The 19,594-nt window shown below is 75.0% G+C and carries 16 protein-coding genes; 7 read left to right on the top strand and 9 right to left on the bottom strand.

The features are described 5' to 3' along the window. Positions 1 to 67 precede the first annotated feature (67 nt). Both hisD and nrdR read left to right on the top strand, forming a co-directional pair. Positions 68 to 1,423, top strand: a complete 1,356-nt coding sequence (gene hisD / locus LQU92_RS02530; protein ID WP_230660475.1) for a histidinol dehydrogenase — start codon at positions 68 to 70, stop codon at positions 1,421 to 1,423. 6 nt (positions 1,424 to 1,429) lie between these two features. After that, positions 1,430 to 2,002 carry a transcriptional regulator NrdR gene (gene nrdR, locus LQU92_RS02525; RefSeq protein ID WP_101852529.1) on the top strand — a complete coding sequence of 191 codons (573 nt, stop codon included), beginning with the start codon at positions 1,430 to 1,432 and terminating at the stop codon, positions 2,000 to 2,002. 312 nt (positions 2,003 to 2,314) lie between these two features. On the opposite strand, the gene ppgK is transcribed toward nrdR, so the two are convergent. Both ppgK and map read right to left on the bottom strand, forming a co-directional pair. After that, positions 2,315 to 3,127, bottom strand: coding sequence for a polyphosphate--glucose phosphotransferase (gene ppgK, locus LQU92_RS02520; RefSeq protein ID WP_230660473.1), 813 nt, complete (start codon positions 3,125 to 3,127; stop codon positions 2,315 to 2,317). 38 nt (positions 3,128 to 3,165) lie between these two features. Next, positions 3,166 to 4,062 carry a type I methionyl aminopeptidase gene (gene map, locus LQU92_RS02515; protein ID WP_230660470.1) on the bottom strand — a complete coding sequence of 299 codons (897 nt, stop codon included), beginning with the start codon at positions 4,060 to 4,062 and terminating at the stop codon, positions 3,166 to 3,168. A 119-nt stretch (positions 4,063 to 4,181) separates the two neighbouring features. On the opposite strand from map, the gene LQU92_RS02510 reads away from it, so the two are divergent. Continuing rightward, a complete protein-coding gene (locus LQU92_RS02510) occupies positions 4,182 to 4,358 on the top strand; it encodes an SPOR domain-containing protein (RefSeq protein WP_143709912.1) in 177 nt (58 codons plus the stop codon). 10 nt (positions 4,359 to 4,368) lie between these two features. Here the strand turns inward: LQU92_RS02510 and panB are convergent, their stop codons facing one another. After that, entirely contained in the window at positions 4,369 to 5,214 is an 846-nt protein-coding gene (gene panB / locus LQU92_RS02505; protein ID WP_101852526.1) for a 3-methyl-2-oxobutanoate hydroxymethyltransferase, read from the bottom strand. Positions 5,215 to 5,353: 139 nt separating this feature from the next. Here panB and glnA (LQU92_RS02500) point away from each other — a divergent pair, with 139 nt between their 5' ends. Both glnA (LQU92_RS02500) and LQU92_RS02495 read left to right on the top strand, forming a co-directional pair. Beyond that, positions 5,354 to 6,694: a type I glutamate--ammonia ligase gene (gene glnA / locus LQU92_RS02500; RefSeq protein WP_230660467.1), complete on the top strand. Its 1,341-nt coding sequence runs from the start codon at positions 5,354 to 5,356 to the stop codon at positions 6,692 to 6,694. A gap of 19 nt (positions 6,695 to 6,713) precedes the next feature. Then, complete coding sequence (locus tag LQU92_RS02495; RefSeq protein WP_230660464.1) at positions 6,714 to 9,779, top strand: bifunctional [glutamine synthetase] adenylyltransferase/[glutamine synthetase]-adenylyl-L-tyrosine phosphorylase; 3,066 nt, start codon at positions 6,714 to 6,716, stop codon at positions 9,777 to 9,779. Between the two features lie 79 nt (positions 9,780 to 9,858). Here LQU92_RS02495 and glnA (LQU92_RS02490) read toward each other — a convergent pair whose 3' ends face one another. Beyond that, positions 9,859 to 11,283, bottom strand: a complete 1,425-nt coding sequence (gene glnA, locus LQU92_RS02490; protein WP_058858583.1) for a type I glutamate--ammonia ligase — start codon at positions 11,281 to 11,283, stop codon at positions 9,859 to 9,861. A 204-nt stretch (positions 11,284 to 11,487) separates the two neighbouring features. On the opposite strand from glnA (LQU92_RS02490), the gene LQU92_RS02485 reads away from it, so the two are divergent. Beyond that, a complete protein-coding gene (locus LQU92_RS02485) occupies positions 11,488 to 11,931 on the top strand; it encodes an RDD family protein (RefSeq protein ID WP_101852522.1) in 444 nt (147 codons plus the stop codon). Between the two features lie 118 nt (positions 11,932 to 12,049). On the opposite strand, the gene LQU92_RS02480 is transcribed toward LQU92_RS02485, so the two are convergent. The 3 genes from LQU92_RS02480 to lipB form a co-directional block, all read right to left on the bottom strand. After that, positions 12,050 to 12,835: a DUF4191 domain-containing protein gene (locus LQU92_RS02480; RefSeq protein ID WP_101852521.1), complete on the bottom strand. Its 786-nt coding sequence runs from the start codon at positions 12,833 to 12,835 to the stop codon at positions 12,050 to 12,052. A gap of 120 nt (positions 12,836 to 12,955) precedes the next feature. Further along, positions 12,956 to 13,963: a lipoyl synthase gene (gene lipA, locus LQU92_RS02475; protein WP_230660460.1), complete on the bottom strand. Its 1,008-nt coding sequence runs from the start codon at positions 13,961 to 13,963 to the stop codon at positions 12,956 to 12,958. Positions 13,964 to 14,031: 68 nt separating this feature from the next. Next, positions 14,032 to 14,733, bottom strand: a complete 702-nt coding sequence (lipB, locus tag LQU92_RS02470; protein WP_230660457.1) for a lipoyl(octanoyl) transferase LipB — start codon at positions 14,731 to 14,733, stop codon at positions 14,032 to 14,034. Between the two features lie 486 nt (positions 14,734 to 15,219). Between lipB and LQU92_RS02465 the strand changes: the two genes are divergently transcribed. Next, positions 15,220 to 16,794 (top strand): hypothetical protein, encoded by a 1,575-nt coding sequence (locus tag LQU92_RS02465; RefSeq protein WP_230660454.1) that lies wholly within the window; start codon positions 15,220 to 15,222, stop codon positions 16,792 to 16,794. Between the two features lie 37 nt (positions 16,795 to 16,831). On the opposite strand, the gene LQU92_RS02460 is transcribed toward LQU92_RS02465, so the two are convergent. Then, positions 16,832 to 17,179 carry a hypothetical protein gene (locus tag LQU92_RS02460; protein WP_101852518.1) on the bottom strand — a complete coding sequence of 116 codons (348 nt, stop codon included), beginning with the start codon at positions 17,177 to 17,179 and terminating at the stop codon, positions 16,832 to 16,834. 110 nt (positions 17,180 to 17,289) lie between these two features. Beyond that, positions 17,290 to 19,497, bottom strand: a complete 2,208-nt coding sequence (gene sucB / locus LQU92_RS02455) for a 2-oxoglutarate dehydrogenase, E2 component, dihydrolipoamide succinyltransferase (protein WP_230660451.1) — start codon at positions 19,495 to 19,497, stop codon at positions 17,290 to 17,292. Positions 19,498 to 19,594: the final 97 nt, after the last annotated feature.

Raw genomic sequence — 19,594 nt, 5'->3', positions numbered from 1 at the left:
GGCCGCCCCGCCGGCGGGACCGGGCGGCCGCGGCCCGGCCAGCGGCGGGCCGCCCCGGTGGAATACCATGGATGCCGTGACGACAGCTGAGACGACCACGACCCCGGCCCTGCGGACCATCGACCTGCGCGGGCGCCGCCTGTCCTGGTCCGAGCTGCGCGCGGTCGTCCCGCGGCAGAGCGCCGGCTCGCGGGCCTCCGCCGAGGAGGCCGTCGAGCAGATCCTCGCGGCCGTGCGCACCGAGGGTGCGGCCGCCCTGCGCGGCTACGCCCGCCGCTTCGACGGCGTGGAGCAGGAGCGCCTGCGCGTGGACCCGGCGGAGATCCGCCGCGCCGTCGACGCCCTCGACCCCGCGGTGCGCCGCGGTCTGGAGACCGCGATCGCGCGCACCCGGGCCTTCGCCGAGGCCCAGCGCCCGGCCGACGCCCGGCTCGAGGTCGCCCCCGGCGCCGTGCTCGTGCAGCGGTGGACCCCCGTGCGCCGCGCCGGGCTCTACGTGCCCGGTGGCCTGGCGGTCTACCCCTCCTCGGTGGTGATGAACGTCGTGCCCGCCCAGGCCGCCGGCGTGGACTCCGTGGTGCTGTGCTCCCCGCCGCAGCGCGAGTTCGGCGGGCTGCCCCACCCCACGATCCTGGCCGCCGCCGGGCTGCTGGGTGTCGAGGAGGTGTGGGCGATCGGCGGGGCGCAGTCCCTGGCCGCGATGGCCTACGGCGTGCGCGACGGCGAGGACGTCCTCGAGCCGGTCGACACCGTCACGGGCCCGGGCAACGTCTACGTCGCCACCGCCAAGCGGCTGCTGCGCTCGGTGGTGGGCGTGGACGCCGAGGCCGGGACGACCGAGATCGCCGTGCTCGCCGACGACACCGCCGACCCCGCCTACGTGGCCGCCGACCTCATCTCCCAGGCCGAGCACGACCCCGCCGCCGGGTCCGTGCTCATCACGGACTCCCCGGAGCTCGCGCGGCGGGTCGCCGCCGAGCTCGAGCGCCAGGTCCCCGCCGCGAAGCACCGCGAGCGGATCACGACCGCCCTGACCGGGCCGCAGTCGGGCGTCGTGCTCACCGACGACCTCGACGCCTCGGTGGCCGTGGCCGACGCCTACGCCGCCGAGCACCTGGAGGTCCACACCGCCGACGCCCGGGAGGTCGCCGCCCGGGTCCGCAACGCCGGGGCGATCTTCGTGGGCCCGTACAGCCCCGTCCCGCTGGGCGACTACGCCGCAGGGTCCAACCACGTGCTGCCCACCGGCGGCACCGCGGTGCACACCCAGGGGCTGTCCACCACCTCGTTCCTCAAGGCCGTGCAGGTCGTGGAGTACACCCGGGACGCACTGGCCGAGATCGGCGAGGACGTCGTGGCCCTGGCCGAGTGCGAGGACCTGCCCGCCCACGGGCGGGCCGTCACGATGCGCACCGGGGACTGATCCCGCGTGCACTGCCCCTTCTGCCGGCACACCGACTCGCGCGTCGTGGACAGCCGCACCACGGACGACGGCACCTCCATCCGCCGCCGCCGCCAGTGCGCCGAGTGCGGGCGGCGCTTCACGACGCTGGAGACCACGACCATCTCCGTGATCAAGCGCTCGGGGGTGACCGAGCCGTTCGACCGGCAGAAGATCGTCAACGGCGTGCGCAAGGCCTGCCAAGGGCGCCCGGTCAGCGAGGACGACCTCGCGATGCTCGCCCAGGAGGTCGAGGAGACGATCCGTGCGGCGGGCGCCGCCGAGATCGAGGCCCACGAGGTGGGCCTGGCGATCCTCGCGCCGCTGCGCCGCCTCGACGTGGTCGCCTACCTGCGCTTCGCGAGCGTCTACCAGGCCTTCGGCGGACTGGAGGACTTCGAGGACGCCATCGAGCTGCTGCGCGCCCAGCAGGCCGAGCACAGCGGCCAGCAGACCATCCCCGCGACCGTCGACCCGCCGGGCGCGGGGCCGAAGAAGCGCTCCGGGCGGCGGCCCCGGGCCCGCAACGGGGAGGGCCTCACGCAGCCCCGCCTGCTCTGAGCACGCCTCGCCCTCGGGTGGAGGTTGAAGGTTTTCCACCCCTCGAGGTCTCGACCTGAGGACGAGGTGAAGAAATCCGGCGTGTCTCTTGCCCGATGCGGGGACCGGTCGTAGAGTGGTGCTCACAACAGGCTCCCGCCGGGGCCGCGGAGGGGAAGCCGCGGCCCCGGCGGGTTTATTTCTGCCCGGGTGCTCTCCCGGACCGGCACGGTGCGCCGCGCCCGCCGGACGTGCTCCCCGGACGACGGACGCCCGGGGTCCCGCCGCTGCGGCGGGACCCCGGGCGTCCGGTGCGCGGGTGCGGCCGGGCGCTCAGCCCTCGGCGTCGTGCGGCACGGAGGCCCACAGGGCAGAGCCCACGATGCCCGCGTTGTTGCGCAGACGGGCCACCTCCACGGGCGTGCGCAGGGAGAGGTGGGGGAGGAACTTCTCGGCCTTCTTCGACACGCCCCCGCCCACGATGAACAGGCTCGGGGTGAAGAGGAACTCCACGTGGCTGAAGTAGCGCTGCAGGCGCGTGGTCGCCCACTTCTTCCACGGCAGGTCCTCCCGCTCGCGGGCCGCGGCGGAGGCGCGGGTCTCGGCGTCGTGGCCGTCGATCTCGAGGTGGCCGAGCTCCGCGTTGGGCACGAGCTTGCCGTCCATCACGAGCGCCGAGCCGATCCCGGTGCCGAGGGTGATGACGATCACCAGGCCCTTCACGCCGCGCCCGGCCCCGTAGACCGCCTCGGCCAGCCCGGCCGCGTCGGCGTCGTTGAGGGCCTCGACGGGCCGGCCCAGGCGCTCGGTCATCAGGGCGTCGACGTCGGTGCCGATCCAGGACTTGTCGATGTTCGCCGCCGAGAGCGCGACCCCGTCCTTGATGATCGCGGGGAAGACGATGCCGACCGGGGAGTCGGGCTCGGGCGCCTCCGGGCGGGACTGGAGCTCGTCCACGATCTGCGCCACGACCTCGGCCACGGCCTCGGGGGTTGCCGGCCGCGGCGTGGCGATGCGGAAGCGCTCGCCCACGAGCTCACCGGTGTCCAGGTCGACGATGCCGCCCTTGGTCCCGGTGCCCCCGAAGTCGATGCCGATCACCCGGCGGCTGGGCACGGGGACGACGGTGGTGTCTGGCGTGGTCATGGAGCGGTCCTCTCGGGGCGGGAGTTCAGGGCGGCAGTCTACGGCAGGGTCAGGACGTCGGCGCCGTCCTCGGTGACCGCCAGCGTGTGCTCGAACTGGGCGGTGCGGCGGCGGTCCCGGGTGGTGACCGTCCAGTCGTCGTCCCACTGCTCCCACTGCACGGTGCCCAGGGTCAGCATGGGCTCGATGGTGAAGACCATGCCGGGGACCATGACCGTGGCATAGGAGGGCGCGGCGTCGTAGTGCGGGACGATCAGCCCGGAGTGGAACTCGCGGCCGACCCCGTGGCCGGTGAAGTCGCGCACCACCCCGTAGCCGAAGCGCTGGGCGTACTTCTCGATCACCCGGCCCACGACGTTGATCTCCCGGCCGGGGCGCACCGCCCGGACGGCCCGCCGCAGCGCCTCCTCGGTGCGCTCCACGAGCAGCCGGGACTGCTCGTCGACCTCGCCCACCAGCAGCGTGCGGTTCGTGTCGCCGTGGAAGCCGTCCTTGTACGCGGTCACGTCGAGGTTGACGATGTCGCCGTCCTCGAGGACCGTCGAGTCCGGGATGCCGTGGCAGATGACCTCGTTGAGGGAGGTGCAGATCGACTTCGGGAACCCCCGGTAGCCCAGGGGCGAGGGGTAGGCGCCGTGGTCGCAGAGGTACTCGTGGGCGATCCGGTCGAGCTCGTCCGTGGTGGTCCCGGGCACGGCGGCGCACCCGGCCTCCTGCAGCGCGCGGGCGGCGATCCGCCCGGCGGCCCGGATCCGTTCGACGTCCTCGGGGGAGTAGACGTCCCCGGACCGGCCCTCGTCCGGCTCCGCGCGCCCGACGTACTCGGGGCGGGGGATGGCGGGCGGCACGGGGCGGGCGGGGCCCACGGTGCCGGGGGCGAGGGTGCCGAGCGGTGCGGCGCCGGCGGCGGGAGCGGGGCTGTTGTGCGAGGGCACGGGGGACTGGACCTCCTGGATCGGGACCGCCCGGCCCCGTCGGTGCGGGTCCGGGCCTAGGATCTACCCTAACGCGCCGGGGCGCCGAGCAGCCCGGGTGCCCGAGACGAGGAGGCGGCATGAGCGAGTACTGGTTCAACCTCTACACCGAGCAGGTGGAGGAGGGCCCGCAGTCCGACTACCGCAAGCTCCTGGGGCCCTACGCGACCCGGCAGGAGGCCGAGAACGCGCTGCGGCTGGCCGCCGAGCGCACCCGCCGCTGGGACGAGGAGGACGAGGCCTACCGCGAGGGGTGAGCCGACCGGCTCAGAAGCCGTGCTCGGGGGCCGGGAAGCGGCCCTCGCGCACGTCCTCGACGTAGCGGCCCACGGCCTCGGTGACGACCCCGTGCAGGTCCGCGTAGCGGCGCACGAAGCGCGGCATGCGCCCCTGGCGCAGGCCCAGCATGTCCTGCCACACCAGCACCTGGCCCGTCGTCGTCGCCCCCGCGCCGATGCCCACGGTCGGCACCTGCACGGCGGCGTCCACGGCGGCGGCCGCCTCGGCCGGGACCATCTCCATCAGCACGGCGAAGGCCCCGGCCTCCTCCAGGGCCCGGGCGTCCTCGACGAGGGCCCGCCCGGCCTCGCCGCGGCCCTGCACCCGGTAGCCGCCCAGGGCGTGCTCGCTCTGCGGGGTGAAGCCGATGTGCGCCACGACCGGGACCCCCGCCTGCGTCATCGCCCGCACGTGCGGGGCGAACCACGCCCCGCCCTCGACCTTGACGGCGTGCGCGCCGCCCTCCTTCAGGAACCGCACGGCGGTGCCGACCGCCTGCTCCGGGGAGGCCTCGTAGGAGCCGAAGGGCAGGTCGACGACGACGAGCGCCCGCTGCGCCGCCCCGGCGACCGCCCGGCACAGGGGCAGCAGCTCCCCGACCGTCACCGGCAGGGTCGTCGCGTGGCCCAGCACGGTGTTGCCCGCCGAGTCCCCCACGAGCAGCACGTCGACGCCGGCGGCGTCGAAGACCGCCGCGGTGAGCGCGTCGTAGCACGTGAGCATGGCGAACCGCTCCCCGCGCCGCTTGGCCTCGCGCAGGTGGTGGGTGCGGACCCGGCGCACGTCGAGCGCGCCGGTCGCCGGGCGGGGGCCGTCCTGGGGCTGCTGGGTCATGCGCCCAGCCTATCGGGCGCGCCCGCGCCCCCGGGCCCGCTCCGGCGGCGCGTTAGAGTGGGCGGGACAGCCACGTCCCCGGTTCCCCGGTCCCGCCAGCGGCCGGGGCGGGCCGGGGAGACGACGAGGGAAGAGGACCATGGACCGTCAGCAGGAGTTCGTGCTCAGGACCATCGAGGAGCGCGACGTCCGCTTCGTCCGCATGTGGTTCACCGACGTCGTGGGCGCCCTGAAGTCCGTCGCGCTCGCGCCCGCCGAGGTGGAGGCCGCCTTCGAGGAGGGCCTGGGCTTCGACGGCTCCTCCATCGAGGGGCTCTCCCGCGTGTCGGAGTCCGACATGCTCCTGCAGCCGGACCCCTCCACGTTCCAGATCCTGCCGTGGCGCGGGGAGACGGAGCCGACGGCCCGGATGTTCTGCAACATCCTCACCCCCGACGGCGAGCCGTCCTCCTCGGACCCGCGCGGCGTGCTGGGCCGGGTGCTGGAGAAGGCCTCGGACATGGGCTTCACCTGCTACACGGCGCCCGAGATCGAGTTCTACCTGCTGAAGTCCGACCAGCTCGACGCCGAGGGCGAACCCGTGCCGGTGGACCACGAGGGCTACTTCGACCACGTCCCCGGCGGCGTGGTCCAGGACTTCCGCCGCAAGGCCGTCGCGATGCTCGAGGCCGTGGGGATCTCCGTGGAGTTCTCCCACCACGAGGCCGGTCCCGGGCAGAACGAGATCGACCTGCGCTACGCCGACGCGCTGCAGACGGCCGACAACATCATGACGTTCCGCACCGTCGTGAAGGAGGTCGCGCTCTCCCAGGGCCTCTACGCGACCTTCATGCCCAAGCCCTTCACCGAGCACCCCGGCTCGGGGATGCACACCCACTTCTCGCTGTTCGAGGGCGACACCAACGCGTTCTTCGAGGCGGGCGCGGAGTTCCGGCTCTCCCGCACGGCCCGGCACTTCATCGCGGGGCTGCTGCGCCACGCCCCGGAGTTCACCTCGATCACCAACCAGTTCGTGAACTCCTACAAGCGGCTGTGGGGCGGCGGGGAGGCCCCCTCCTACCTGTCCTGGGGGCACAACAACCGCTCCGCCCTGGTGCGGGTGCCGCTGTCGAAGCCCGACAAGGTGCAGGCCGCGCGCGTGGAGTACCGCGGGATCGACTCCGCCACCAACCCCTACCTCTCCTACGCGGTGCTGCTCGCCGCCGGGCTCAAGGGCATCGAGAACGAGTACGAGCTGCCGCCGGCCGAGCTGGACGACATCGCCGCCATGAGCTCCGCGGAGCGCCGCGCGCTCGGCCACAACCCGCTGCCCTCGAGCCTCTACGACGCGATCCGCGAGACCGAGGACTCCGAGTTCATGGCGGAGCTGCTGGGCGAGCAGGTCTTCGAGCACTTCCTGCGCAACAAGCGCCGCGACTGGAACGACTACCGGCGGGTCGTGACGCACTTCGAGCTCAAGAACAACCTCGGCATCCTCTGAGCCGCGGACGGAGCGGGCCATGACGCAGCCTCCCCAGCCCAGCGGCACGGCCGCGCCCGTCCCCGCGAGCCGGCTCATCCGGGTGGGCTTCGCGAACCTGGAGAAGGCCCAGCGCTGGCTGGGTTTCCGCGAGCTCGCGGGCGTGGACCGCGAGCGCCTGCTCGACGGCCTGGCGCTCGCGGCCTCCCCGGACACCGCCCTGCGCCAGACCGTGCGCCTGATCGAGCGGGTCCCGGACCTGGCGCGGCGCGTCGACGCCGGGCCGGAGGCCTCCGCCACGATGTTCCGTCTGCTGGGCGCCTCCGAGGCGCTCGGGGAGTTCCTGCTGCGCCGACCGGAGCACCTCGACGTGCTCGACGAGCCCGCCGCCGCGGAGCCGGAGGAGATCCCGGCCGGGCAGTTCCGCACGGCGCTGCTCGAGGCCGTCGGCGCCGACCCCGGGGCCGCCACCCCCGTGGCGGCGGAGACCGGCGAGCCCGCCCGCACCGCCCTGCGCACCGCCTACCGGCGGGGGCTGGCCCGGGTGGCGGTCCGGGACCTGGGCGCCGCCCGCCCGGCCGAGCACATGCCCGCCGTCGGGCGCCAGCTGGCCGACCTCGCCGCCGCCGCCCTGGAGGCCGGGCTCGCCGTGGCCCGGGCGGAGGCCGCCGAGACGTGGGACCCGGGAACCGTCGAGCGGGTCCGGCTCGCCGTGATCGGGATGGGCAAGTGCGGGGCCCGGGAGCTGAACTACGTCTCCGACGTCGACGTCGTGCACGTGATGGACGTGACCGACCCGGACGGCGCCCCGCCGCTGGACCCCGCGGAGGCGACCGCGGTGGCCACGGCCCTGGCCACCGGCACCGCCCGGGCCGTCATGGCCCGCGGCGAGGAGCCGCCGCTGTGGGAGGTCGACGCGAACCTGCGCCCCGAGGGCAGGGACGGCCCGCTCGTGCGCACCCTCGACTCGCACGTGCGCTACTACGAGCGCTGGGCGCAGTCCTGGGAGTTCCAGGCGCTGCTCAAGGCCCGCCCCGTGGCCGGGGACCCCGACCTGGGCCGGGCCTACCGGGAGGCGATCGACCCGTTCGTGTGGCGCAGCGCGGCCCGGGAGAACTTCGTCGAGTCCGTCCAGGCGATGCGCCGGCGGGTGACGGAGAACATCCCCGACGCCGAGCGGGACCGCCAGCTCAAGCTCGGGCCCGGGGGGCTGCGCGACGTCGAGTTCACCGTCCAGCTCCTGCAGCTCGTGCACGGGCGCACGGACGAGCGGGTGCGCACCCGCGCCACCACCGAGGCGCTCGCGCTGCTGTCCGAGGGCGGCTACATCAGCCGCCGCGACAGCGAGCGGTTCGGCGCCGACTACCGGTGGCTGCGGCTGCTCGAGCACCGCATCCAGCTCTTCCGGCTGCGCCGCACCCACCTCGTGCCCCGGGACGAGGAGGAGCTGACCGTGCTGGCCCGCTCGGTGCGGGGGGCGGGGGACACGTCCCTGCCCACGGGGGAGGCGCTGCTCGAGCAGTGGCGGCGGGTCAAGCGCGCGGTGCGGGGGATGCACGAGCGGATCTTCTACCGGCCGCTGCTCGCCGCCCTCGCCCACCTGCCCGAGGCGGGGACCACGCTCTCGCCCGAGTCGGTGCGCGACCGCCTCGCCGCCCTCGGCTACCGCGACCCCCGCGCCGCCGTGCGCCACATCGAGGCCCTCACCCGCGGGGTCAGCCGCCGCGCCGAGATCCTGCGCACGCTGCTGCCCGTGCTCCTGGGCTGGTTCGCGGACGGGGTCGACGCCGACGCCGGGCTGCTGGGCTTCCGCCGGCTCGCGGAGTCCCTGGGCACCTCGCCGTGGTTCCTGCGCCTGCTGCGGGACTCCAACGCCGCCGCCGAGCGGCTGTGCCACATCCTCTCCAGCTCCCGCTACGTCACCGACCTGCTGGAGAACTCCCCCGAGGCCACGGCGTGGCTGGGCCACGACGACGACCTGCGCCCGCCGTCCTTCGAGGCGCTGTGGGCGGAGATCCGGGCCCAGATGTCGCGCCACCCCGAGTCCGCGGAGGCGGTGCGCATGGTCCGGCTGCTGCGTCGGCGCGAGGAGCTGCGGATCGCGCTCGCCGACACCTCGGGCCTGCTCGACGTCGAGGAGGTCGTGGCGGCGCTGTCCGCCGTCGACCACGCCTGCATCCTCGGTGCCCTGCACGTCGCCGAGCGCGAGGTCCACGGGCGGGAGGGCCGCCTCGCCGAGGTCCTCGTCGTCGCCATGGGCCGCCAGGGCGGGCGCGAGACCGGCTACGGCTCCGACGCGGACGTCGTCTACGTGTACGGCCCGGTCGACGGCGCCGACGACGACGCGGCCCGCCGGCAGGCCGAGACGCTGCTGCAGCGCATGGTGCAGCTGCTCAAGGCCCCGTGCTCGCCGCCGATCGTGGCCGAGCGCGTCCTGGAGATCGACAACGACCTGCGCCCCGAGGGCCGCCAGGGGCCGATGGTGCGCTCGGTGAGCTCCTACGCCGAGTACTACGCCCGGTGGGCGGAGACGTGGGAGTTCCAGGCCCTCACCCGCGCCCTGCCCGTGGCCGGCAGCGACGCGCTCGCGGAGGCCTTCCGCCGGGTGATCGACCCCCACCGCTACCCGAGCGCGTTCACGGAGCGGCAGGTGCTGGAGATCCGCCGGATGAAGGCCCGGGTGGAGAACGAGCGCATGCCCCGCGGTGCCGACCCGGCCCGGCACGTGAAGCTGGGCCGCGGCGGCCTCTCGGACGTGGAGTGGCTCGTGCAGCTGCTGCAGCTGCAGCACGGCCACGAGGTCGAGGGGCTGCGCACCACGAGCACCCTCGGGGCCCTGCGCGCGGCGGAGCAGGAGGGGCTGCTGCGCCCCGAGGACGCCGCGGCGCTCGAGGCCGCCTGGCGGCTGGCCACGGCCGTGCGCAACGGGACCGTGCTGCGCACCGGGCGCCGCTCGGACGTGCTGCCCGCCAAGCGCGGGGACCTCGAGGCGGTCTCGCGCTGGTGCGGCTATCCCCACGGCGCGGCCGGGCGCTTCGAGGAGGACTACCTGCGCACGACCCGCCACGCGCGGGCCGTGTTCGAGCGGCTCTTCTACGGGACCTGAGCCCGCACCGGCCCGCCGGTGTCGCCGCACGCGCAGGGCCCCGGATCCGTGCGGATCCGGGGCCCTGGACGTGCGGCGATCAGACGCCGTAGTACATCGAGAACTCCAGCGGGTGCGGAACGACGGCCAGCGGCAGCAGCTCGTTCTCGCGCTTGTACGCGATCCAGGTCTCGATCAGGTCCTCGGTGAAGACGTCACCGGCGAGCAGGAACTCGTGGTCCTCCTCGAGCGCCTGCAGGGCCTCCTCGAGCGTGCCCGGGGCCTTCTTGATGTCCTTGGCCTCCTCCCACGGCAGCTCGTAGAGGTCCTTGTCGATCGGGTCGGCCGGCTCGATGCGGTTGCGGATCCCGTCCAGGCCCGCCATCAGCTGCGCGGCGAAGGCGAGGTAGGGGTTGCACGAGGGGTCCGGGGCGCGGAACTCGAGGCGCTTGGCCTTCGGGTTCGTGCCGGTGATCGGGATGCGGATCCCGGCCGAGCGGTTGCCCTGGGAGTAGACCATGTTGACCGGCGCCTCGAAGCCCTTCACGAGGCGGCGGTAGGAGTTCACGGTCGGGTTGGTGAACGCGAGCACCGCCGAGGAGTGCTCCAGCAGCCCGCCGATGTACCAGCGGGCCAGGTCCGAGAGCCCGGCGTAGCCCTTCTCGTCGTAGAACAGCGGCTCGCCGCCCTTCCACAGCGACTGGTGGCAGTGCATGCCGGAGCCGTTGTCGTTGAACACCGGCTTGGGCATGAAGGTCGCGGACTTGCCGAAGGCGTCGGCGGTGTTCTTGATGACGTACTTGAACTTCAGCAGGTCGTCGGCGGCCCTGGTGAGGGTGTTGAAGCGGTAGTTGATCTCCGCCTGGCCCGGGGCGCCGACCTCGTGGTGGGAGCGCTCGACCTCCAGGCCGACCTCGTCCATGGCCACGCACATCGCGTCGCGCAGGTCCGCCTGCTTGTCCACCGGGGAGACGGGGAAGTAGCCGCCCTTGGTGGCGGTCTTGTTGCCGAGGTTGCCGCCCTCCTCCGTGCGGCCGGTGTTCCACGGCGCCTCGTCGGAGTCGATGGCGTAGAAGGAGCCCTGCGGCTGGACGTCGTAGCGGACGTCCTCGAAGATGAAGAACTCCGCCTCGGAGGCGAAGTTCGCCACGTCGGCGATGCCGGTGGAGGCCATGTAGGCCTCGGCCCGCTCGGCGACCCCGCGCGGGTCGCGGTGGTAGGGCTCCCCGGTGCGCGGGTTGACGATCGAGCAGGTGACCACGAGGGTCTTCTCGACGCGGAAGGGGTCCACGAACGCGGAGGACGGGTCCGGGATGAGCTGCATGTCGGACTCGGCGATGCCCTGGAAGCCGCGGATGGAGGAGCCGTCGAACAGCTGGCCGTGCTCGAAGAAGTCGCCGTCCACCGACTTGGCCGGGAGGTTGAAGTGCTGCTGCACGCCGGGCAGGTCCGTGAACCGGATGTCGACGAAGACGATCTCCTCGTCCTTGATGAACGCGAGGACTTCCTCGGGTGTCTGGAACATCTGCTGTTCTCCTTGGTAGGTGGGCGGGACGGCCGTGCCGCAGCGTCGTGCGGCGTCCTCTTCCGCTGTCCACGCTACGGAGGGGCCATTAAGCGACCGTGTCCCTGGTGTTTCCGCGGTGTTACGCCCAGCGGGGAGGAGCGCCGGCTCCGACCAGTCTAGGCGAGGCCGGCCGTGCGCCGGGCGGGCGATACGCTGGGGTCCATGATCGACAGACGTGACCTGGGCTCCTGGCTCGAGGGCCCGCGCACCCGCGGCGGGCATCCCGGGGAGCGCCTCGGACGGCCCGCGCAGGGCCCGGGCTCGGTGGGGCGGCCGGGACGCCGGCTCGTGGCGCTGGTCGTGGACTGGTACCTGTGCTGGGCGCTGGCCCAGTGGCTGCTGCCCGGGTGGAACGACCACGGCCTCGTCACGCTCGGGGTGCTGCTGGTGCTCAACGTCCTGGCCGTGGGGGCCACCGGTCACACCCCGGGGCACCTGCTCACGGGGCTGCAGGTGCAGACCCTCGAGGGACGCCCGGCGGGCTTCGCCCGGGCCGTGGTGCGCGCGGTGCTGCTGTGCCTCGTGATCCCCGCAGTGGTCTTCGACGCCGACCAGCGCGGCCTGCACGACCGCGCCGCCGGGACCCTGCTGGTGCGGGTGCGCTGAGCCGGCACCGGGGACGCCGCCCGCGTCCGCGCCGCGCGCACGCCGGTCGCGGGGCCGGCGACGACGGACGGAGGCGCCCCTCGGCGAGGAGCGCCTCCGTCCGTCGTCGCGGACCGGGTCAGCGGCCGCGCATGGCCCGCCGGTCGGGGCGGGCGCGCATGGGGTCGACCCCCTTGGGGATGGGCAGGCGGTTGCCCAGGGTGCTGATCCGCCGGTGCACGGTCTGCACCTCCTGCTTGGTGAGCTTCTTCTCGAGCTTGTTCATCCGCTTGGACAGCTCGCGCAGGGGCACCTGGCCCTCACCCTTGCCGGTCTTCAGGACGTGGATCGGCACGTTCTGGATGACGGGACCGATCCGGCGCCGCTCCTTGGTCACGAGCTTGTCGACCCGGCCCGACGGGCCCTCGGTGACGAGCACGACCCCCGGGCGGCCCACGGCGCGGAAGACCAGGTCGCGGGTGCGGGGGTCCATGGCGGCGGGCTGGTCCTCGACGATCCACCCGCGGCGCAGGGAGGACAGGGCCGCGCCGGCCGCCCCGGGCTGGTCCTCGATCCGGGCGAACGCGGCGCGCTCGGCCCGGCGGGAGAGGAAGAAGGACGCGGAGAGCACGGCGAAGGGCAGGCCGATCAGCAGCCACGTGATCCAGTTGCCGGTGAGCAGGCCGATCAGCAGGAACACGGCCAGCACGGCGAGGCCGATGAGCAGCATCCACCAGCCGATGTTCGGCTCGGTCTCCCGGGTCATCCGGAAGACCTGCTTGATCTGGCCGAGGAACCCCGGGCCCTTGGCGGCCCGGCGCCGCTGCTTCTCCTCGCGGCGCTGCTCCCGGGACGGCTTCCCGGCGGGCTTACCGCCCGGTCTCCCGGCGGAGGCGGCGCGCGACTTGGCGGTGGAGGGTGACACGGTGGGACCTCGTCTGTGTGGTGCGGGCGGGACATCCGGGACGCCGGGGGAGGTGCCGGGGGCACGTCCGCAGCGGCGGTCCGGCGTCCAGTCTAGCCGGTGGCGCGGCCCCCGGCCCGCTCAGCGCAGGCGCTCGACGAGGGAGGACGCCTCCTGCGAGGCGCTGCCGGTGTCCTCGATGTGCGCGAGGTGGGCGGGGATCTCCCGGCCGGACTTCTCCATGGCGCGGGCCCACAGCCGCCCGGCGCGGTAGGAGGAGCGGACCATGGGCCCGGCCATCACGCCGAGGAACCCGATCTCCTCGGCCACCTGCGAGAGCTCCACGAACTCCTCCGGCTTCACCCACCGGTCGATCGGGTGGAAGAGCGGGGAGGGCCGCAGGTACTGGGTGAGGGTGATGATGTCGCACCCGGCGTCGTGCAGGTCGCACAGCGCCTCGTGGATCTCCTCGTTGGTCTCGCCCATGCCGAGGATCAGGTTCGACTTGGTGATCATCCCCGCCTCCTTGCCCTGGGTGATGACGTCGAGGGAGCGCTCGTAGGTGAACGCGGGGCGGATCTGGCGGAAGATCCGCGGGACCGTCTCGACGTTGTGCGCGTAGACCTCGGGCCCGGCGTCGACGATCTGCTGCAGCCGGTCCGGCTTGCCCTGGAAGTCGGGGATGAGGATCTCCACCCCGGTGTTCGGGTTCAGCGTGTGGATCGCCCGGATCGTCTCGGCGTAGAGCCAGGCGCCGCCGTCGTCGAGGTCGTCGCGGGCCACGCCCGTGACGGTCGCGTAGCGCAGCCCCAGCTCCTTGACGGACTCCGCGACCTTGCGGGGCTCCGTGACGTCGAGCAGGTCCGGCTTGCCGGTGGCGATGTCGCAGAAGTCGCAGCGGCGCGTGCACTTGGACCCGCCGATCAGGAACGTCGCCTCGCGGTCCTCCCAGCACTCGTAGATGTTGGGACAGCCCGCCTCCTCGCAGACCGTGTGCAGGCCCTTGCCGCGGGCGAGCGACTTCAGCTCCTGGAACTCCGGGCCCATGCGGGCGGTGTTCTTCAGCCAGGAGGGCTTCTTCTCGATCGGCGTCTGGGCGTTGCGCGCCTCGACGCGCAGCAGGCGGCGGCCCTCGGGGGCAACGGTCATGGTCGGTCTCCTAGGTCGGGGTCTCGACGGCGGGCACCCGGACCCCTCGCTGCGGGGCCCGGTGCGGATCAGCCGACGGCGGTGGGCCGCGGCAGCGGGGCGGGTGCGCCCGCGGGGGTGAACTGTTCGCACAACTCGGCGGCGCGGGCGGAAAATTCCTGCTCGACGCGCCCGACCACGTGCGCGGGGGTCACGAGCCGGCCGGTCTCGGCCGAGATGCTGGTGACCGAGGCGTCCGTGATCCCGCACGGGATGATCTTGCCGAACGGGCGCAGGTCGTTGGAGCAGTTGAGCGCGAAGCCGTGCATGGTCGCCCGGCGGGAGACCTGCACGCCGATCGCGGCGATCTTCCGGTCGGGGCCGCGCTCGTCGGCGAGCACCCACGCGCCGGAGCGGCCCTCCACGGTGGTGGCGGCCACGCCCAGGTCGGCGAGCACGGACACGAGGACCTGCTCCAGCTGACGCACGAAGCGCACGACGTCGATCGGGACGGGCAGCCGCACGATCGGGTAGCCGATCAGCATCCCGGGCCCGTGGTAGGTCAGCTTGCCGCCGCGGCCGATCGGGACGACCTCGGTGCCGTCGTAGGGGTACTCGTGCGGCTCGGTGCGGCGGCCCGCCGTGTAGACCGGCGGGTGCTCCAGCAGCAGCAGGGTGTTGTCCCGCTCGCCGGCCACGACCCGGCGGTGGACCTCCTGCTGCAGCTCCAGGGCCGCCCGGTAGTCGACGAGGTCGGGGGCGAACCCGACGCGGTGGAAGGTGAGGGACATGGGCCCAGCCTATCGCGGTGCACCGACGGGCCCGGACCCCGTGACGGCTGTGGACAGCGCCCCCGCGCCGACCCGGCGGCGGGGCATGGTGGTCCCGTGCAGCGGAGCAGGGGACAGGACGAGCAGCAGGACCCGGGCCGGGTCGCGGGCCCGGCCCGCCGGGCGGAGGGCGGGCGGACGGACGGGGGGCGCCGGCCCCCGGCCCGGCGCGGCCGGTCCACGGGGGCCGGCGGGACCGGCGGGGCCACGCCGCGGGCCCGGCTCGCGGCCGCGACCGCGGGGGAGCCCGCGGAGCCCGTGGCCCCGCCCGGCCGGCAGGCCCGGCCACGGCCCGCCGACCGGCCGGGCACCTCCGGCCCCGGCGGGCCCGCCGCCGGGGGAGGCGTGCCGGGCCCGGGGCACGGGCACGGGGGTGCAGCGGCCGGGGACCCCCCGGAGGACGGCGGCGCGCTCCCGCCCCCGGTGCTGGCCCCGGAGGAGGGCCTGGTGCCCGTGCGCGCCCTCGGCGCCCGGACCTGGCTGGTCCGGGAGACCCGCACCGGCGAGCCGTTCGTGCTGCGCCGGTGCGCCGGTGCGGACGGCGCGGCCGCGGCCCGGGCGGCCGCCGTGCAGCTGGCGCGGCGGGAGCTGCCCGGCCTGGTCCGCCTGCACGCCCTGGCGGGCCCGGCCGGCCGTCCCGCGGGTCTCGTCGAGGAGCACGTGGCCGGTGGTTCCCTCGAGCAGCGCGTGCGCGCGGACGGCCCGCTCGACCCCGGTGCGGCCGCCGCGCTGCTCCGCGGGGCGGCGGCCGGGCTCGCCGCCCTGCACGGGCTGGGCTGGCGGCACGGGCGGCTCACCCCGGCGCGGGTGCTGCTGCGCGGGCCCGGCGCGGAGGGGGCGGTCCTCACCGGGGCCGGGCTCCCGCCCGGTGCCGAGGGACCGGACCCGGCCGAGGACGTGCTCGCCCTCGGCGCGCTCGTGTGGTGGGCCATGACCGGACGGTGGCCCCGGCCGGGGACCGGCCGTCCGCCGCTGGGGCTGCTCTGCCCCGGGTCCGGGCCGGAGCTGGCCGCCGCGGTGGAGGCGGCGCTCGCCGAGGATCCCGCACGCCGGCCCACGGCCGCCGAGCTGGTGGCGCGCACGGCCGCCCCGACGGGGTCGGGCGGCGCCGAGGGACCGGCCCCCGGCGGGAGGGCCGCACGGGCGACCGGCGCGCCCCCGGTCCCCGGGGCCGCCCCCGTCGACGGTCCCGAACCGGCCGCCGGCACGTCTCCGGCGGACGCGTCCGCGCCGGTCCCCGGCCCCGGTGACCGCGACGGCGCCTCCGCGGCGTCCGGGCGGCGCCGGGCGGGCGGCGACGCGGGCTCCCGGCCGACGCTCCGGCGCCCCGCGGGGGGACGCCCCGGGAGCCGGGCGCGGCGGCCCACGGCGGGACGGGACGGGAACCGGCCTGTCCCGGCCCGGGCGGCGACGCTCCTGCTCGCCCCGGCGGCGGCGCTGCTGACCGGCTGGCTGCTGTTCGGGGCGCTGGTGCCGGCACCGCCGGGGAACTCCGGACCCGCGGCGGAGCCCGTGCCGGCGGCCGGACCGCTGCGGCTCATGGGCGGTGCCGGGGCGGCCGGGCCCCCGGCCGCCCCGGCACCGGCTGCGGAGGCCACCGGGGACCCGGCCGAGGCCCTGGCCGACCTGGTGCGGCTGCGAGGACGGGCGCTGCGCACCGGGGACGCGGCCCTGCTCGAGCGCGTCCACGCCGCGGGCAGCACGGCCCTGGCGGCCGACCGGCGGCTCGTCGGGGAGCTGGCGCGCCGCTGCACGGACCCGTTCGCCGCCCTCGAGCTCACGGCGGAGCGGATCCGTCCCCTGCCCGGGACCCGCGGCCCGGGCACGGCCGCCTTCCGGGCCCGGGTGCGCGCGGAGGGCTGGCGCGCCCCGCGGGACCCCGGTCCTGCGGTCGTGCCCGCCGGGGACGGCTGGGCCCAGGAGGTCGAGGCGCGGCTGGTGGACGACGGCGCCGGCTGGCGGCTCGCGGAGGTCGCCCCCGTGCACCCCGCGGACCGGGACGACGCCGGCCCCCGGCGCTGACGGACAGCACCGGGGGCCGGGACGGGAGCGGGAGGGCCTACCAGAGGGTGGCCACCGCCATGTTGATCAGCGCCGACCCGCCCACGGCGTGGGCCAGGCCCGTGGAGACGGGCTCCCCGCGCTTCGTCCGGCGCTGGCCGACGAACGCGGCGATCGCGACGGCGAGGGCGATCAGCAGCTTCACCGCGACCTTGGCGTGGTTGACCGGGTCCTCGCCCATCTCGTGGATGCCGACCAGGAGCAGACCCGTGATCAGGCTCAGCAGCGACGCGTGGAACTGGCCCGGCGAGACGGTGGGGCGCTTCATGGTGTAGATCCACGTGCCCACGATGATGGCGGCGCCGACGAGGTGCAGGAGGACGAGGAGACCGGTCACGAAAGTCATGCACCGAGCCTATCGGAGCCCCGTCCGGGGACGCCCGGAGGGCGTGCTCCTGTGATCAGGAACACGCCCTCCGGCGGTGTGCGCTCAGCGCGCGGGGGCGCGGACGGCCGTCAGAGCCCGACCTCCGAATCGAAGCGGCCCTCCTCCAGGCGCGCCTTCAGCGCCTGGAGGAAGCGGCCGGCGTCGGCGCCGTCGACCAGGCGGTGGTCGTAGGTCAGCGACAGGTAGCACATCCGGCGGATGGCGATGGTGTCGTTGCCGTCGGCGTCGGAGACCACCATGGGCCGCTTCACGATCGAGCCCGTGCCGAGGATCGCGACCTGCGGCTGGTTGATGATCGGGGTGTCGAACAGGGCGCCGAAGGAGCCCAGGTTCGTGATCGTGAAGGTCCCGCCGGTCAGGTCGTCCGGCGTGATGTTGCCCTCCTTGGCCCGCGAGCCCAGGTCGGCGATCTGCTTGGCCAGCCCGCCGAGGTTGAGGTCGCCCGCATCCTTGATCACCGGCACGAGCAGGCCCTTGGGCGTGTCCACGGCGATCGCGATGTTCTCGGAGGCGTTGTAGACGATCTCCTTCTCGGCCTCGCGGAAGGTGGCGTTGAGCTTCGGGTGCGTCTGCAGCGCCTCCGCCACCGCCTTCGCGAAGAACGGCAGGTAGGTCAGCTTCGCGCCCTCGCGCTCCTGGAACCTCGCCTTCGCCCGGTCGCGCAGCACGGCCACGCGGGTCATGTCGACCTCCGTGACCTGGGTCAGCTGGGCCGACTCCTGCAGGGACTCGCGCATGCGCTGGGCGATGGTGAGCCGGATGCGCGGTGCCTTCTCCGTGGTGCCGCGCTTGGCGTCCGGCTGCGGTGCCGCCTGCGGGGCGGACGGGGCCGACGGCGCGGCCTGCTGCTGCTCGGCGGCCGGGGCCGCGCCCTTCTTCTTCTCCTCGGCGGCGGCCAGCACGTCCTGCTTGCGGATCCGTCCGCCCACGCCGGTGCCGGTGAGCGTCGAGAGGTCGATGCCCTCCTTCTTGGCCAGCTTGCGCACGAGCGGGGTGACGTAGGGCGAGCCGTCGCCGGACCCGGCGCCGTCGGTGCGGGCGCCGTCGCGCTCGCCGGCCGGGCGCTGCTCCTCGTCGCCGGTCTCGGCGACCGCGGGCTCCTCGGTGCGCACGAGCGCCTCGTCGCGGGACGGGGCGGGCTCGGGCGCGCCGGCGGCACTGCCCTCGTAGCCCTCGGCACCGCCCTCGGCGCCGGCCGGGGACGTCCCGGCCTGCTCGGCGGCGGGCTGGCCGGAGGGCTTCTCCTCCTGGGCCGGGGCCTGCCCGGAGCCGATCACGGCCAGGACCTGGCCGACCTCGGCGTCCTCGTCCTCCTGCACGCGGATCTCCAGCAGGGTGCCGGCCACGGGGGAGGGGACCTCGGTGTCGACCTTGTCGGTGGAGACCTCCAGCAGCGGCTCGTCGACGGCGACCTCGTCGCCGACCTGCTTGAGCCAGCGGGTCACGGTGCCCTCGGTCACGGACTCGCCCAGGGCGGGGAGGGTGATCTCGGTGCCCTCGTCCGACTGCCGGGTCTCGGCGGTGGGCTTCTCGGCCGGGGCCTGCTCCGCCTCGTCGGCGGCCTCGCCGGTGTCCTCGGGGGCGGAGGCCTCGGTCGCGGCGTCCTCGGCCTGCTCGGCGGTGGGCTGGCCGGAGGGCTTCTCCTCCTGGGCCGGGGCCTGCCCGGAGCCGATCACGGCCAGGACCTGGCCGACCTCGGCGTCCTCGTCCTCCTGCACGCGGATCTCCAGCAGGGTGCCGGCCACGGGGGAGGGGACCTCGGTGTCGACCTTGTCGGTGGAGACCTCCAGCAGCGGCTCGTCGACGGCGACCTCGTCGCCGACCTGCTTGAGCCAGCGGGTCACGGTGCCCTCGGTCACGGACTCGCCCAGGGCGGGGAGGGTGATCTCGGTGCCCTCGTCCGACTGCCGGGTCTCGGCGGTGGGCTTCTCGGCCGGGGCCTGCTCCGCCTCGCCGGTGTCCTCGGGGGCGGAGGCCTCGGTCGCGGCGTCCTCGGCCTGCTCGGCGGCGGGCTGGTCGTCCCCGCCACCGCCGCCGGAGCCGTCCCCGATGACGACGAGGGGGGCGCCGACCTCGACGTCCTCGTCCTCCTCGACCAGGATCTTCTCGATCACCCCGGCCACGGGGGAGGGGATCTCGGTGTCGACCTTGTCGGTGGAGACCTCGACCAGGGGCTCGTCGACGGCGACCTCGTCGCCGACCTGCTTGAGCCACCGGGTCACGGTGCCCTCGGTCACGGATTCGCCCAGTGCGGGCAGGTTCACGGTTTCTGACATCGTCCGACCGTCTCTCTTTCGGTGCCTACTGTGGTGCGCTCCGGGTGCGGTGCCCGGGGCCGGGGTGCGGGGCGGGGCCTCGCCCGCGGGGGCGGGG

It is taken from the genome of Kocuria sp. LUK (assembly GCF_021012935.1).
In the GTDB taxonomy this organism is placed as follows: Bacteria; Actinomycetota; Actinomycetes; order Actinomycetales; family Micrococcaceae; genus Kocuria; species Kocuria flava.
Note: the sequence above shows the minus strand (reverse complement) of the source record. Positions and strands in the feature narration are given on the sequence as shown.